Origin of the sequence: Nocardiopsis sp. YSL2, from assembly GCF_030555055.1 — a bacterium.
Lineage (GTDB): Bacteria > Actinomycetota > Actinomycetes > Streptosporangiales > Streptosporangiaceae > Nocardiopsis.
Genome location: NZ_JAMOAO010000001.1, coordinates 4,433,669 through 4,448,911, shown reverse-complemented (window position 1 = coordinate 4,448,911; position 15,243 = coordinate 4,433,669). Strand labels below are relative to the sequence as shown.

General features: G+C 72.2%; 14 protein-coding genes. 8 read left to right on the top strand and 6 right to left on the bottom strand.

Going from position 1 to position 15,243, the window contains the following annotated elements:
- Positions 1-20 precede the first annotated feature (20 nt).
- From M1P99_RS19575 to M1P99_RS19550, 6 genes are all read left to right on the top strand, one after another.
- Entirely contained in the window at positions 21-1,505 is a 1,485-nt protein-coding gene (locus M1P99_RS19575; RefSeq protein ID WP_304454052.1) for an FAD-linked oxidase C-terminal domain-containing protein, read from the top strand.
- 108 nt (positions 1,506-1,613) lie between these two features.
- Positions 1,614-2,810 carry an FAD-binding oxidoreductase gene (locus tag M1P99_RS19570; RefSeq protein ID WP_304455757.1) on the top strand — a complete coding sequence of 399 codons (1,197 nt, stop codon included), beginning with the start codon at positions 1,614-1,616 and terminating at the stop codon, positions 2,808-2,810.
- Between the two features lie 34 nt (positions 2,811-2,844).
- Positions 2,845-4,200 (top strand): (Fe-S)-binding protein, encoded by a 1,356-nt coding sequence (locus M1P99_RS19565; protein WP_304455756.1) that lies wholly within the window; start codon positions 2,845-2,847, stop codon positions 4,198-4,200.
- 240 nt (positions 4,201-4,440) lie between these two features.
- Complete coding sequence (locus M1P99_RS19560; protein WP_304454051.1) at positions 4,441-4,734, top strand: lactococcin 972 family bacteriocin; 294 nt, start codon at positions 4,441-4,443, stop codon at positions 4,732-4,734.
- A 73-nt stretch (positions 4,735-4,807) separates the two neighbouring features.
- Positions 4,808-6,877 (top strand): hypothetical protein, encoded by a 2,070-nt coding sequence (locus tag M1P99_RS19555; protein WP_304454050.1) that lies wholly within the window; start codon positions 4,808-4,810, stop codon positions 6,875-6,877.
- Positions 6,878-6,894: 17 nt separating this feature from the next.
- A complete protein-coding gene (locus M1P99_RS19550) occupies positions 6,895-7,530 on the top strand; it encodes an ABC transporter ATP-binding protein (RefSeq protein ID WP_304454049.1) in 636 nt (211 codons plus the stop codon).
- Positions 7,531-7,548: 18 nt separating this feature from the next.
- Here the strand turns inward: M1P99_RS19550 and M1P99_RS19545 are convergent, their stop codons facing one another.
- Entirely contained in the window at positions 7,549-8,172 is a 624-nt protein-coding gene (locus M1P99_RS19545) for a TetR/AcrR family transcriptional regulator C-terminal domain-containing protein (RefSeq protein ID WP_304454048.1), read from the bottom strand.
- Positions 8,173-8,265: 93 nt separating this feature from the next.
- Here M1P99_RS19545 and M1P99_RS19540 point away from each other — a divergent pair, with 93 nt between their 5' ends.
- Positions 8,266-8,862, top strand: coding sequence for a DUF1772 domain-containing protein (locus tag M1P99_RS19540; RefSeq protein ID WP_304454047.1), 597 nt, complete (start codon positions 8,266-8,268; stop codon positions 8,860-8,862).
- Here M1P99_RS19540 and dapF read toward each other — a convergent pair.
- The 5 genes from dapF to M1P99_RS19515 form a co-directional block, all read right to left on the bottom strand.
- Positions 8,828-9,652, bottom strand: a complete 825-nt coding sequence (gene dapF, locus M1P99_RS19535; RefSeq protein ID WP_304454046.1) for a diaminopimelate epimerase — start codon at positions 9,650-9,652, stop codon at positions 8,828-8,830. The two genes, M1P99_RS19540 and dapF, sit on opposite strands and share 35 nt — an antisense overlap.
- 62 nt (positions 9,653-9,714) lie before the next feature.
- Complete coding sequence (locus tag M1P99_RS19530) at positions 9,715-10,155, bottom strand: hypothetical protein (protein ID WP_304454045.1); 441 nt, start codon at positions 10,153-10,155, stop codon at positions 9,715-9,717.
- Entirely contained in the window at positions 10,152-10,724 is a 573-nt protein-coding gene (locus M1P99_RS19525; protein ID WP_304454044.1) for a hypothetical protein, read from the bottom strand. The genes M1P99_RS19530 and M1P99_RS19525 overlap by 4 nt, the downstream gene beginning before the upstream one ends.
- Positions 10,721-11,722 (bottom strand): enediyne biosynthesis protein UnbU, encoded by a 1,002-nt coding sequence (locus M1P99_RS19520; protein WP_304454043.1) that lies wholly within the window; start codon positions 11,720-11,722, stop codon positions 10,721-10,723. The genes M1P99_RS19525 and M1P99_RS19520 overlap by 4 nt, the downstream gene beginning before the upstream one ends.
- A complete protein-coding gene (locus M1P99_RS19515; protein WP_304454042.1) occupies positions 11,719-13,620 on the bottom strand; it encodes a VCBS repeat-containing protein in 1,902 nt (633 codons plus the stop codon). Before M1P99_RS19515 ends, M1P99_RS19520 begins: the two co-directional genes overlap by 4 nt.
- A 308-nt stretch (positions 13,621-13,928) precedes the next feature.
- Between M1P99_RS19515 and M1P99_RS19510 the strand changes: the two genes are divergently transcribed.
- Positions 13,929-15,233, top strand: a complete 1,305-nt coding sequence (locus M1P99_RS19510) for a class I SAM-dependent methyltransferase (RefSeq protein ID WP_304454041.1) — start codon at positions 13,929-13,931, stop codon at positions 15,231-15,233.
- Positions 15,234-15,243 lie beyond the last annotated feature (10 nt).

Here is a 15,243-nt window from a genome sequence, read left to right as displayed (position 1 = left end):
TCTCGGAAGGGAAGGCCCCCATGTCCGAGTCGACACGCACCGCGGCCACGGCCGTGGACGCGCTCATCCCCCGGCTGCGCGAGATCTGCGGTCCCGACGGAGTTCTCACCGACACCTCCCAGCGGCGCGTCTACGAGAGCGACGGCCTCACCCATCACCGCTCCCTCCCCGGCGTCGTCGTGCTGCCCACGACCGCCGAACAGGTCGCCGCCGTCCTGCGCCTGTGCTCGGACCACGGCGTCCCCTTCGTCCCCCGAGGCGCGGGCACCGGACTGTCGGCGGGAGCGCTTCCGCACACCGAGGGCGTCCTCGTGGTCACCTCGCGGATGCGCCGGATCATCGAGATCGACCCGGACAACGAGTGCGCCGTGGTCGAACCCGGGGTCGCCAACCTCGACATCACCCGGGCCGCGGCGCCGCACGGCTACTACTACGCGCCCGACCCCTCCAGCCAGCAGGTGTGCTCCGTGGGCGGCAACGTCGCGGAGAACTCCGGGGGCGCCCACTGCCTGAAGTACGGGTTCACCGTCAACCACGTGCGCGGCCTGGACGTGGTCACCCCCGGCGGTGACCTGGTCCGGCTGGGAGGCAAGTCCCCCAACGCCCAGGGCTACGACCTCATCGGCGCGTTCGTCGGCTCCGAGGGCACCCTGGGCATCGCCACCCGGATCACGGTCGGGCTGACCCGGTCCCCGCAGAAGACCGTCACCCTGCTCTCCGCCTTCCACTCCATGGACGCCGGGGGCCGCGCCGTCGGCGACATCATCGCCGCCGGGGTCCTGCCCTCGGCCGTGGAGATGATGGACGCCCTGGCCATCGAGGCCGCCGAGGAGGCCGTGGCCTGCGACTACCCCGAGGGCGCCGCGGCCGTGCTCATCGTGGAGCTGGACGGCCCCGCCGCCGAGGTCGACGTCCAGCTCACCGAAGTGGAGCGGCTGTGCCACGGGGCCGGGTCGTTCGAGACGCGCACGGCCGTCGACGACCAGGAGCGCGCCCGGATCTGGAAGGGCCGCAAGTCCGCGTTCGCCGCGGTCGGCCGGATCAGCCCCTCCTACATCGTCCAGGACGGCGTCGTCCCGCGCACCGCCCTGCCCGACGTCCTGCGAGCGATCGCCGCCCTGTCCGCCTCCAGCGGGATCAGCGTCGCCAACGTCTTCCACGCCGGGGACGGCAACCTGCACCCGCTCGTGCTCTTCGACGACGACGAGCCGGGCGCGGGGGCGCGCGCGGAGGTCGTCTCGGGCGCGATCCTCGACCTGTGCATCCAGCACGGCGGCTCCATCACCGGGGAACACGGGGTGGGCGTGGACAAGGTGTGCACGATGCCGCGGATGTACGCCCCCGACGACCTGGAGACCTTCGACCTGCTGCGCCGGGCCTTCGACCCGGCGGGGATCGCCAACCCCGACAAGCTCCTGCCCACGCCGCGCCTGTGCGGGGAGCAGGCGGGTGTGCGCAAGGGGGCGCACCCGCTGGTGGAGTCGGGGCGGGCCGAACTGTTCTGAGGCCGGACCCGGTCCGGGCCGCCGAGACGAGAGGGAGGCCGCGTGGCACTCGCTGAGGACCTGGCCGTCGAGGGCTGCGGCCTTCGGGCGGGCACCGCCGACGACGCGCTGGGCGCGACCGGCCCGCGGGCGGCCGACGGAGGACACGCGCTGATCCCCGGCCACGTGGCCCGGCCCGCCGGCACCGAGGCGCTGGCGCGGGTGATGGCGGCCGCCGCCCGCCACGGCCTGACGGTGCTCGCGCGCGGCCACGGCACCGCCGCCGACTGGGGCGCCCCGCCGCGCGCCCCGGACCTGCTCGTGGACACCACCGGCCTGTCCTGGATCGATCACATCGCCGGCGACCTGGTCGTGGAGGTCGGCGCGGGCACCCCGATGCGCGAACTGGGCGCGGTGCTGGCCGCCGCCGGGCAGCGCCTGTCCTACGACCCCGTCCGCGCGGACGCCACCGTGGGCGGCCTGTTGGCCACGGGGATGAGCGGCCCGCGCCGCCTGCTCACCGGTGCACTGCGCGACCTGGTGATCGGCATGACGGTCGTGCGCGCCGACGGCGCCGTGGCCCGCAGCGGCGGCCGGGTGGTCAAGAACGTGGCCGGATACGACCTCGCCAAGCTGCACACCGGCGCTCTGGGCACACTCGGCATCATCGTGTCGGCGGCCTTCCGGCTGCATCCGCTGCCGCCCGCGCTGCGCGTGATCACCGCGCGGGTCCCCTCCCCGGACCGCGGCCGGAGGATGCTGGCGGCACTGCGCGCCCGCACGGCCGTGCCCTCGGCCGTGGAGTTGGACTGGCCCGCGAACGGGCCCGGCCACCTGCACGTGGTGCTGGAGGGCACGCCCGAGGGCCTTCCCACCCGGGTCGACGACGTGTGCGCCGCCCTGGGAAGCGGGGCCGCCCCCGAGGTCGGCGAGGAGCTGCCGCCCGGGTGGGGTGTCCTCCCCGACCGGGGGACGCTCGGGTTCGTCACGTGTCCGCCCTCCGAAGCACTGCCCGTCGCGGCGCGTGTGGGCGAGGTCGCGCGCGCCGCCGGCGCCGACGTGCGCGTCCGGGGCTCGGCGGCCGCCGGCGCGCTCTACACCGCCTTCGCCCCGGGGACCGGTGCCGCCGCGATCGCGGAGGTCGCCGCCGGGGTGCGTGCACGGCCGGACTGCTCGCTGAGGGTGCTGCGCGCCGAGCCCGCCGTGCACGAGGCCGGGGTGAACCTGTGGGGCGAGGTTCCCGGGCTGCCCCTGATGCGCGCGATCAAGGACTCCTTCGACCCCGGTCACCGCCTCGCCCCCGGGCGGTTCACGGGCGGTATCTGACGGCGACCACGCAAGGGAGAGCCCCGTGAACGACCTGCCGGCCCCTGGAGCGGGCCAGGACCAGCGCCCCTTCGGCGAGCTCCTCGACGACTGCGTCCACTGCGGGTTCTGCCTGCCCACGTGCCCCACGCACGTCCTGTGGGGCCAGGAGATGGACTCACCGCGCGGACGCATCCACCTCATGGCGCAGATGCACGACGACGACGTCCTGACCGAGACCGCGGTCGGGCACTTCGACAACTGCCTGGGCTGTCTGGCGTGTGTGTCGTCGTGTCCGTCCGGTGTGGCCTACGACGCCCTCATCGAGCACACCCGCCACACGGTCGAAGAGCGGCACGAGCGCTCCCCCGGCGAGCGGCTGCTGCGCGGCGCCGTCTTCTCCCTGTTCCCCTACCGGCGCAGGCTGCGGCTCCTGCGCGGGCCGCTGCGCGCCTACCAGGCCAGCGGGGCGTCGTCGCTGGTCCGGCGGTCCGGACTGCTGGACCGTCTCTCTCCGTCGCTGGCCACGATGGAGCGGGTCGCGCCGCCGCTGTCGGCCGCCCCGCCGCCGCTGCCCGAGCGCCTCGCCGCGGTGGGCCGCCCGCGTGCCCGCGTGGGCATGCTGGTCGGCTGTGTCCAGGGCGCGTTCTTCCCGGAGGTCAACACCGCGACGGCACGCGTGCTCGCCCTGGAGGGCTGCGACGTCGTGATCCCGCGCGACCAGGGCTGTTGCGGAGCCCTGTCGGGCCACACCGGGCGCCTGGCGGAGTCGGCCCGGTTCGCCCGCCGGCTGGTGGAGGTGTTCGAGCGCGCGGGCGTGGACCGGGTCGTCGTCAACTCGGCGGGGTGCGGCTCCAGCATGAAGCACCTCGACCGGACGCTGAGCGAGGCCGGCGCCGACGCGGCGTGGGTGCGGCGCGGCCGGGAGCTCTCCGCCAGGGTCGTCGACCTCACCGAGTTCCTGGTGGAGCTGGGTCCGCGCGCCGAGCGCCACCCGCTCCCGCTGCACGCGGCCTACCACGACGCCTGCCACCTCTCCCACGGCCAGGGCGTGACGAGCGCTCCGCGCGAGCTGTTCGCGGCGATTCCGGAGCTGAGGGTGTCCGACCTGCCGGACAAGGAGATCTGCTGCGGGTCGGCGGGCGTGTACAACCTGCTCAAGCCGGAGCCCGCACGCGAGCTGGGCGACCGCAAGGCCGAGGGCGTGGTGACGACCGGAGCCCCGGTCCTGGTGTCCGGCAATCCGGGGTGCACGCTGCAGATCGCCGCGGCCGTGGAGCGCGCGGGCGCCTCCGTGGCGGTGACGCACACCGCGCGGCTGCTGGACGCCTCGCTGCGCGGGCTGAGCGTGGAGCGACTACTCGGGAAGGGGTCGGTGTCGGGGCCGAAATCAGCCGCGGCCCGCGATTAGATCCGACCCGATAAAGGAAACACCGACAGCGCACCTGACCTGCGAACACCACGGAAAGCACCCCATGACCTGCCGGAACGCGGATATTGGCAGGCCAGAACACGACCATTGTCCGCCCGTTCGGGAAAGACGGGTTTCCCGGCACCACGCCATTGATAGCCCGATCCCTTCCGGGTAGGTTCTCCCCTCGGGGGCCACCACGGAAAGGACCCAGCAGACGGCGGCCCCGGAGAGGGACAAATGAATACATGGAAGAAGGCCGTCGCGACCCTGCTCATCGGGGCCGGACTCGGTGTCGGCGCGGCCGGCGTCGCCGCCGCGCGCGAGATCACCCAGGTCGGCGGCGGCACCTGGTACCACGGCGTCACCCCCTCGTACGTGTACTCCGACTACTTCCACTCCACCCGCTGCCACGGGTCGACCGCCGTGGGCACCTACACCGTCCGCAGCGCCACCTACGGCCCCGGCTACACCTCCAAGGCCTCCGCGCCCCGTGCCGGTTGGGGCAACGAGACCTACTGGCGGGTGTGCTGACCCGCGTCCGCACCGGCGACCCGTCGGCCGCGCAGGCCGACGGGCCCCGAACCACTCACCGCCCCAGGGACCCATGCCTCGTCGGATCATCGTCTTCGCCCACGCGGCGCTCCTCTTCCTCGCCTCGCTCGTCGCCTTCCTGTTCTGCGCCGGGGTGGAGACGACGCTGCAGCTTCCCGCCGAGCGGTCGGCCAGCGTGTGGATCGTCGACAACGACGGCACCCACGACATCGACGAGGTCGCGGCCACCGTCCGCCGGTTCGCCGAGGACCGGGGCGCCGCCGTCGGGTTCGTCGCCCGTGACCCGGCCGACCTGGCGATGCACACCCACGTGTACCTGGCCGCCCCCGATCCCGACTCGCGCGAGGCCGGCTGGCTCAGCGACGGCTATCCGACCTTCGACCCGGCCTTCACCGTCGACGTGCACCCGTTGGAGGAGTTCGCCGGCATCGGCCCCAACGGGTACTACTTCGTCTTCGGCGCCCCGGAGTCCGCCGCGGCCCTGGAGGAGGCGCTCTCCGCCCACGGCCTGAGCACCGCGCCCGGTGCGACGACCACCGAACCGTGGCACTTCTTCGCCGGCGGCCACATGCTCCACCTCTCCGTGATCGCCCTGCTGGTCGTGGGATCGGCGACCGCGGCCGGTGTCCTGCTCGCCTCGCGCGACTACGCCGTCCTCCGGCTGAACGGCCACTCCTACGGCAGGATCCTCCTGGCCGACCTTGCCGCGATCGCCCGCCTGTGGGCCCTCCTCCTGCCCGCGGCCACCGTCGCGGTCCTGGCCCTGCTCGGCCTCTACAACGGGTGGAGCCAGATCTGGTTCTACGCCCGGGTCGCGCTGGCCTGCGCGTCGCTGCTGGCCGCCGCGGCCCTGGCGGTGCACGCCCTCACGCTGGCCCTCGTCCACGCCACCGCGATCCTGCCGGCCCTCAGGGGCCGCGTGCCCGTGCGCGGCAGCCTCGCGGGGATCTACCTGATCCGGGTCCCCGTCCTGGTGCTCGCCCTGACGCTCATCGGCACGGTCGTCGCCACGGCCCAGACGGTCCGCGACCAGAACACCGCGCTGGACCTGTTCGCCGAGCACGGCGACACGTCCCACCTGGCGCTGAGCCCGCACTACGGCTGGGTCGACGAGGACGACTACGCCGCCCTGGACGCGACCGTCGGTCCGTGGCTGCGCGAGACCGACCGTGCGGGCGAGATGGTGCTGGCCATCCGACTCCCTCCAGAGCAGTGGAGCCGCCCCACCGCAGACGCGCCCGACCGCGGGCCGCTGGTCGTCAACGACACCTACCTCGCCGAGCATCCGGTCACCGCCCCGGACGGAAGCCGCTACGGCGCCGACGACGGTGTGCGGGTCCTGCTGCCCGCGTCACGGGCCGCCGACGAGGACGCCGTCACCGAGAACGTGCGGGCATGGCTGGACATGGTCTCGGGGGACGCCGACCCTCCCCCCGTGAGCGTGCTGCCCTCCGCCGACGGCCAGACCCTGTTCACCTACGGTTCCCGGGGCACGGGCCCATCCCCGTTCCTGCCCCAGGTCACGGACCCGATCGTCATCGCCCTGCCCAACGGCGGCGTCCTGTCCGACACCAGCTACGCCAACAACCTGACCAGCCGAGCCACCGTCTTCCCCGACCCGGCCGTCGCCGAGGACTTCCGCGCCGAGCACCCCGACGCGGCCCGGTACATCGTCGCGGTGGAGACGCTCACGACCACCGCGCGCAACGACCTCGACGTCCACCGCACGATCCTGCGCAGCGAGCTGTTCAACCTCGTCGGCGTCGGCGCGGTGCTGATGGTGACCGCCATCGGCGCGTGCCTGGTCTACGTCCGCACCCGGTCCCAGCACATCTTCGTCCGGCACATCAGCGGATGGACGTTCGCCGCCACCCACCGCAGGCTGCTGCTGGCCGAGGCGGGCATCGCGGTGGCCTTCGTCGGCTGGGCCACCGGAGACACCCTCGCGGGGCTGGCCGCCCAGGGCGACCCGGCCCGGTACACGCCACCGGGTACGGCGACCACGACGGGCGCCGAACCGTTCTACGCCCTGGCCATCGCGCTGGCCTCGCTCGCGATCACCGCGGTGACGCTCGTCCACTTCCACCGCCGTATCGTCCGTGAGGGCGCCTCGCAGGCCTGACAGATCCGAGGAACACGATGATCACCGTGGAGAACCTGTCCAAGTCCTTCGGACCGCGCACCCTGTGGGAGGGACTCGGTCTGACCGTCGAGGCGGGCCGCACGCTCGCGCTGGTGGGGCCCAGCGGTTCGGGCAAGACGACGCTGCTCAACTGTCTGGGGCTGCTGGAGCGGCCCGGCGGCGGGCGGATCCTGTTCGAGGGCACCGACGTCACCCGCCTGGGCCCGGGCCGCCGCCGCAGGTTCCGCCGGGACAGGCTGGGCTACCTGTTCCAGGACTACGCGCTGATCGAGAACGCCACCGTCCGGGCCAACCTCGGTGTGGCCCGCCGGCAGGGCTCACCCGACGACGCGGCGGCCCTGGAGCGGGTGGGGCTCGCCGACCGGGCGCAGGAGAAGGTGCACCGGCTGTCGGGCGGAGAGCGGCAGCGCGTGGCCCTGGCACGGCTCCTGGTCAAGCAGCCGTCCCTGGTGCTGGCCGACGAGCCGACCGGAGCGCTGGACGCGGACAACGGCGCGATGGTGGTCGACGTGCTGCGGGAGTTGAGCCGTCAGGGCCGCGCGGTGGTCATCGCGACCCACAACGCGCGCGTGCGCGACGCCTGCGACTCCGTGTTCGACGTCGGCGCCCGGAAGGCGCTGGAACCGTCCTGACCCCGGGGGCAGCGCGGATCAGGCTCCGGTGAGGGCCAGGAAACGGTCCACGGCGACCCGCGCCTGAGCGCGCACGTCCCCCTCGACGGGCGCGGGCTCGCCCAGGAGCACCCGGATCTGCAGGTCGCGGACCACCAGGCCGTAGAAGAGCTGGAACGCCTCCTCCGGATCGTCGAGGCGCAGCACCCCCGCCCCGGCCAGGTGGCCAAGGAACTCCGCGACCAGGGGGCCGGTGGTGTGCCGACCGTGCCGCAGCAGGAGGCCGGCCAGTTCGGGTGAGGTCATGGCCGCTCGGTTGAGCGCCACCGAGACGTCGCCGACCAACAGGGTCAGCAGGTTCCGAGCGACGGCGGTGAGCGTGGCGCGCGGGTCGGCCGACCGGTCGAGCGCCGTCGCGACGGCCGCGTTCACCTGCTCGGCCTGCCACTCGATGAGTGCGGCCAGGAGCCCCTGGCGGTTCCCGAACCAGGCGTACAGGCTCTCCTTGGACGAACCGGCGCGTCTCGCCACAGCCTGCATGGTGATGCCCGAGACGCCGCGTTCGAGGAGTTCGGCGAGCGCGGCGTCCAACGCGGCCCGACGCCGTCGCGCCTGCTCTCCCGAGCGGGGCCGACCCCGGCGCGACGGTCCTCCTACTGCCATGGGCACCTCCAGGCCTTCCAGAAATCCGAACCCATGGGTACGATTAAAAATCGAACCCGCGCGTTCCATTGATACTCGGCTTCGGAGGCCACCATGGCAGCACTCCCCTCCCCCCGGACCCCCGCGAACCCGTCGTCCGCGGCCCTCCAGCACGCCCGGGGGTGGGCGCTGGGGTCGGCCGCACTGGCCATGGGTCTCATCGCGGGCTTCTTCTACGCGTACGCCTGCTCGGTCATGATCGGGCTCGCCCGCGTGGACGACCACACGTTCATCGACACCATGCAGTGGATCAACGCCACGGTGCGGAACCGGTGGTTCGCTCCCGGCTTCTTCGGCGCGCTCGGTCTGACCGCCCTCGCCGTCCTGCTGCACCTGCCGCGCGACGGTCGGCGGACGCTGGTGTGGACCGTCGGGGCCCTCGCGCTGTACGCCGCGGCGTTCGGCGTCACCATGGGGGTCAACGTGCCGCTCAACGAGCAGCTGGCGGCGGCCGGGGACCCCGCGCTGATCGACGACCCCGCCTCGGTCCGCGCGGCCTTCGAGGACCGCTGGGTGGCGTGGAACACCGCCCGCGCGCTCGCCTCCGCCGCGGCGCTCGGCTGCCTGCTCCGGGCCCTGGTCCTGCACGGCGGGGCGTCCCGGCCGAAAACCGCGGCTACACCAGGCCCGTCTCACCCTCGGCGACGATGACGGCCGGACCGCTCAGGCGGGCTCCGTCGGCGTCCAGGTAGACCGTGCACTCCCCCCCGAGCACGCGCACGCGCCACGTGGCGCCCTCGCCCTCGGGGGTCGCGGCGGACGCCGCGGCGACGATGCCCGTACCGCACGAGCGGGTCTCCCCCGAGCCGCGCTCGTAGACGCGCATCTCCAGCACACCCGGCGCCACCTGGGCGTAGACCTCGACGTTGGCGCCCTCGGGAAAGGCGTCGGTGTCCAGCTCCGGAGGCTGGGACAGGTCCACGCCGGCGACCGGGCCCTCGACCTCGCAGGCCAGGTGCGGGTTGCCGACGGAGATCTGCGCGCCGTGGACGACCTGGCGGGCGAGCTTGGCCGAGGAGGTGCCCTGCATCTCCACCCGGCCCATGTCGATGGTGATGTTCCCGTCGGCCTCCACCGACACCCCCTTGGCGCCGTCGCGGGTGCCGACCTCGAACCGGTCGCCGGCGACCAGACCCGCGTGGAGCAGGTAGCGGGCGAAGACCCGCACCCCGTTGCCGCACATCTCGGCGACCGAGCCGTCGGCGTTGCGGTAGTCCATGAACCACTCGGTCCGCTCGGCGGTGCGCGCCGCCGGGGCCAGGGCCTCGCCCAGGGCCCGCGTGCGCACGACTCGCAGGATGCCGTCGCCGCCGATACCCGCCCGGCGGTCGCACAGCAGGCGGACCGTCTCCTCCGTGAGGTCGGTCTCCCCGTCGGGGTCGGGGAGGATCACGAAGTCGTTCTCTGTTCCGTGGCCCTTGGCGAATCGCATGCCGACCATCCTAGGGTGTGCGCCGCGGACGGAGTCCACGGCGCACACCAGCGGGTCAGCGGGTCGGACCGTCAGCGGGTCGCGACGCCGCGCTTCCACCACGGGCGGGCCGCCCAGGCGGCCATCGCCAGCCCGGCGGCGATCACGCCCGCCGTCATGATCCACTCGTTGGACCCCTCCGGCCCGTACACGCGATGGTCGGCGCCCACGTCGATGGCCGCGGTCGAGCCGTCCACCGGGCAGGTCTCCCTGTCACGCCCGTACAGGTAGACGTCCGCGCGCTCGGGCCCCCCGGAGTCCGGGACGTAGGAGCCGTAGCACGTGCACGACTCGTGCCCCGGGTGCTGGACGCACTCCACGTGCGAACCGCTGAACACACCCGGAGCCCCCTCGGCGCGGGCGGCCCGCAGGCTCCGGTCCACGTTGGAGGCCCCCGCGTAGACCACGAGCGCGGCGATGAGCAGCAGCACCACCGTGAACGCCGAGCCCCGCCGACGGGCCGGAGCGGTCACGGGCGGGCCTCCTGCGCGCAGTCGCACCGCATCGCCTCCCGTTCCCGCTCGTTCGGGCGCGCGTGCAGGTACATGGCCACGACCATCGGCACGAACACGACCGAGTTGTAGAGCAGGTGCAGTTCCACCCGGGGGATCAGCAGCTGGATCAGGCTCGTGGGAGCGTCCATGCCGGCGATGTTGACCCCGCTGATCGCCTGGGTGAGCAGCAGCAGGTGCTCGAAGTGGTGCCAGACCTGGACGAGCAGCGCCGTGATCCACCAGGCCTTCGACCGGCCGGTGAAGCCCGGCAGCAGCAGGAGCAGGCCGACCAGCATGACGAAGGCGTAGCCGTAGTGCAGCCATTCGGAGGTGACGAGCCAGGGGAAGGGCATGCCGAGGAGGCCGCGCGCCTCGGGCACCGGCCAGTCCATTACGTAGATCTGGACGGCCTGCACGATGTGCTCGGCCCAGTGGGCCAGGACGATCACCAGGAACAGGCGCAGGCACAGTCGGTGCCGACCGGTGTTCAGCGCCTCCATCGTCCGCCGGTAGCGGCCGTCGGGGCGCGGCTGTGCGGTGGAGGTCACGGGGCCACCTCTGTCTTCTCGGCGGGGGCGGCGGGGCCGGTCGTGGCGGTCCACCGCGCGAACCAGGGCGAAGCCACCAGGAGCGCTCCCCGCAGCAGGCAGGTCAGGACGAGGGCGAAGAAGAGCCCGAACACCACGTGCAGGCTCACCAGGATCCCGTAGACCAGCGCGGTGGTGAGCCCGAAGACCACCTGGTTGCGCCGCCGGGAGGGCGTCGTGCCCGGGTCCGTGATCATGTAGTTGGTGAAGAGGATGAAGGCCACACCGGTCAGCGGGGCCAGGGCGGCGACGAGCATGTGGTCCAGCAGCAGCCAGCGCAGGACGGCCTGCAGGACGAATCCCCCGACCCACCCGAGGATCAGCGGCCAGCGCTGGGTCAGGTTGACGTTGAGCATGGTGCCGGCCATGAGGATCCCCAGCGGGATCAGCCAGTCCACGGTGCCGAAGGCGTCATTGGTGAAGTGGTAGGGCGGGGCGATGCCTACCCACGGGAACAGCAGCAGCGTCACCGCGATCCCGAGGTTGGACGGGTTGAGGAAGTGCCGCTTGCGGCCGGCGACCGGGATACGGAACAGGTACTTGCTGCTCACCGCGATGGACACGGCGAACAGGTACGGCCAGAGCGAGGTGTTGCCCCACAACAGCATCGCGCACGCCAGGCCCGCGATGTGGGTGGGCAGCAGGTAGTCGACCATGGCTCCGGGGCCGCCCGCGTACCCGGGCCTGCGTCCCTGCGCGCGGGCGTCCATGGTCTCCAGGACCAGGTCCAGCGCGTAGCCGAACAGCACCGCGACGATGGGCGTGATCGGCGACTGCTCGAAGCCCAGGAGGAGGTGCCCCACGATGTTGAACACGGTGATGGAGGTGGCGAACATGCGCAGGGCCTTCAGGCGCCGGTCCACGGGGGGCTTGGTGCCCGTCGCGGGCGCCTCGGGCGCCTGCGGGTCCCCCGCCCCGGTGTCGGCGGTCCTCTCGCCGCCAGGTCTGGTCACAGTCATCGGACAACCGCCGTTCCGTCGTCGTCGAGCAGGATCGTGTGGGTCCCCGGCTCCACCGCCAGGTCCGCGCTGTGGAGACGGCCCCGGCCGTCCCTCCAGGTGAAGGTGAGGGGCAGGTCTCCCTCGGGAGCCGCCAGGTGGACGATGGAGTCCGAGCTGCCCACGTGGCCGTTGGCCGGGAAGAGCTGGCGGACCTGCGGGGGGTGGGCCGGGTCGTCGACCACGGCGGTGGCGCCGATGGCGGGCGTGGTGGCGTCCCCGACCGCGCCAGGGCGCACCAGGCGCAGGACGACGCCGGGGGCGGCGTCCGGGGCGGCGTTCAGCAGCAGGCGTGAGTCCTCCCACTGGTTGGCGACCACCGCGTCCAGGAGGGCGTCGCCGTTGACGTCACCGAAGGAGTACGCCCGTGTGACGTCCTCCTCCGCGATGCCGACCGCCTCGGCGAGGTCGGTGTAGCGGCCGTCCTCGCCCCGCACCCAGAACGGGTTGGTCTCGTGGCCGGACAGGTCGTCGCCCGCGGCGAAGGTGGGCCACACCCACGGGTACTTGAGCAGCTGGTCGTTGCCCATGGCGATCTCCTGCAGCTCCGGCCAGCGCGTGTGCTCCCCCTTGAGGAAGCCCGTCGCCTGGAACAGCTCCTCGGTGCCGTCGTTGTCGAAGTCGCCGGCCTTGACGTCCCAGGACCATCCGCTGCGCGCCAGCCCCAGCCCCTCGCTGTCCTCGTCGAAGGGCACGCGCCCCTCCAGGAGGTCGGAGCCCTCGCCGTCGGGCACGAAGGCGAAGTTGCTCTCGTGCAGCGCGTAGGGGCTGGTGATGTTGCTGACCACCATCGTCGGCAGGTCGGAGCCGTCGACGTAGGTGAAGGCGACGCCCATCCCCTTGAAGGAGCCGTTGCCCATGACCTGTGACTTGGGCGTGGTCATGTCCCGCTCCCCGTCCACGAGCTCCAGGCTGACCTCGCCGGGCGTGGACCTGTTCACGAGGAGGTTGTCGTTGCCGAAGTCGTTGCCCAGGTAGATGTCGGGAACGCCGTTGCCCGTCAGGTCCTGGAAGCCGATCGCCAGGGTCCAGGCGTTCATGACCCGTTCGGGAAGCGCGTTGCTCGCGTCGGTGACCCGCGGCGGGGCGTCGGCCTCTCCGGTGGGCTCCGTCAGCAGGATCCGGTTGCGGCCGGCGTTGGTGGCCAGGCCCATGCTCTGCTGCATCTCCATACGGGTCTCGTCGTCGGCCTCGGGGTCCAGGACGCGGGCACCGTCGGGGAAGTAGTTGCCGACGAGGACGTCCAGGCCGCCGGAGCCGTCGATGTCGGCGACGTTGAGCGCGGTGGTGTTCCAGACCTGCATCGGCTCGACCAGCTCGTGGGCGGTGAAGTCCTCGGCCGCCGGGGCCGCGCCCGGCTCGCCGGAGTTGAGGAAGATGACCGGTGAGCGGCCCCAGTAGTAGACGAGGACGTCGAGGTCGCCGTCCTCGTCCAGGTCGGCGGGGACACAGCCCATGGGGGCCATCGTGTGGTCGTAGGGAAGGCCCTCCGGCCGCAGTTCGGCCACCGGGTAGTCGTCCTCACCGCTGCCGGGCGCGTTGCGCAGGGTGACGCTGTCGTCGCGGGGGTCGACCAGGCACGCGTCCGCGGACTTGCCGGTCCCCCGCATGTCGGCCAGGGCGCCGCCGGCCCCGACCGAGGAGATCCACCCGCGGAAGTGGTCGAGGGCGGGTGCGACCTCGCGCTCATAGCGGGCGTCGTCGGGCTCGGAGTTGAGGGCGAGTGTCTCGAAGTCGAAGGGCGCCGCCCCTTCGGCCTGTTCCCGTTGACTGGCGGCGGGGCGGACGGTGAGGACGCCGAGGGCGCCCATGAACGCCAGGGCCAGCGCTATCGTCGCCACGCGGTACATCTGCCGCATTCAGGGCTCCTTGGAGGCGGCGGGTGGTCGCGCCACCCGTCGGGTTCGGGACGCTTTTCAGGTTCACCTAGGCCGCCGTACCGGATCCATATCCATTCTTGCGGAGCACGGGGCGCACAACCCGCAATCCAGGAGGCGCTACCGGAACGGGCGCGGTGACATGTTCTGATCGCACTCGTTCAATTCACTTCGGAAATGACCCCGGAGACTCTGAGCGCCGGCCGCGGACATCCCGGCACGGGACCAGCCCGCCTCGACGGACAACCCCGCCGCCCTCGGAGCCGCCGGGGCGAACCGCAATCGTGAAGATGCCCGTGGCAGCGGTGCCGCCATACCGTCACCTGACGGAACAGCCATCGGCCAACGCGAGGAAATCTGTTGTGAGTGATGACATCACGTTTTGCCAGACTTGCCGAAACGTCCCGGTTACCAAGTTCCTTTCACTCGGCGCGCAACCCGCCTGCGAATTTCCGAAGAATCACGAGGAAGCCGAATCCGAACGGACCTGGCCGCTCGATCTCGGGTTCTGCTCACAGTGCAGCCTGGTCCAGTTGATGGAACCGGTCAGCGAACGCATTCTCTTTTCCGGCGACTACCACCACCTGGCCGGGCTGACCAAGGGATTTCGCGACCACCTGCAGGTCCTGGCGGACGAACTGGCGGCACGGCGGGACCCCGACCCGCGATCCCGCCGGGTCATCGAGATCGGCAGCAACGACGGCAGTCTGCTGGACGCACTGGCCGAACGCGGCTTCGACGTCCTGGGCGTGGACCCGTGCGGTTCGGTGTCGCCGAACGGGTCACCGGTCGTCACCGAGTACTTCGGCTCGGAGGTCGCGGAGCGGCTGATGTCCAGCCGCCGGCCCGCGAACATGGTGGTGGCCACCAACGTGTTCGCCCACGTCACGGACCTGCACGATGTCCTGGACGGGTTGTGCACGATCCTGGACGCCGACGGGATGTTCGTGTCCGAGTCGCACTACCTGCCGGAGCTGCTGCGGTCCCTGCAGTACGACTTCGCCTACCACGAGCACTCGCGGTACTACTCGCTGACCGCGTTGCAGCACGTCCTCGGGATGCACGGGCTCGAGGTCTTCCATGTCGAACTCGTCGACACCCACGGCGGCTCCGTCCGCGTCTACGCCGGGTTCCGGGGCGCGCACGAGGTGCGTGCGTCCGTGACCGCGCTCCGACGCGAGGAGGACGCCCAGAGGCTGACCGACGAGGCCACCTACCGGGACTTCGCCGCCCGTGTGGAGGACCACCGGGTGCGCTTCCGCCACCTTCTGAAGGAGTTGGCCGCCGACGGGTCGCGGATCGCCGGCTCGTCCTGCCCCGCCCGGGCGGTGACCCTGCTCAACTACTGCTCGCTGGGACCGGCCGACATCGACTTCGTCTCGGAGATCAGTCCGCTCAAGATCGGCCGCCTCTTCCCCGGTGTCCACCTTCCGGTGGTCTCCCAGGAGGAGCTGTGCGGCCCGGAGCAGCCGGACTACGCCGTGCTGTTCTCCTGGCACATCCTGGACGAGCTGAGCTCCCGACTGCGCGAAGAGGGGTTCCGCGGGAAGTTCGTCGTTCCGCTGCCCGAGCCCCGCGTCCTCACCGAACTGTAAGGAGTCCTCC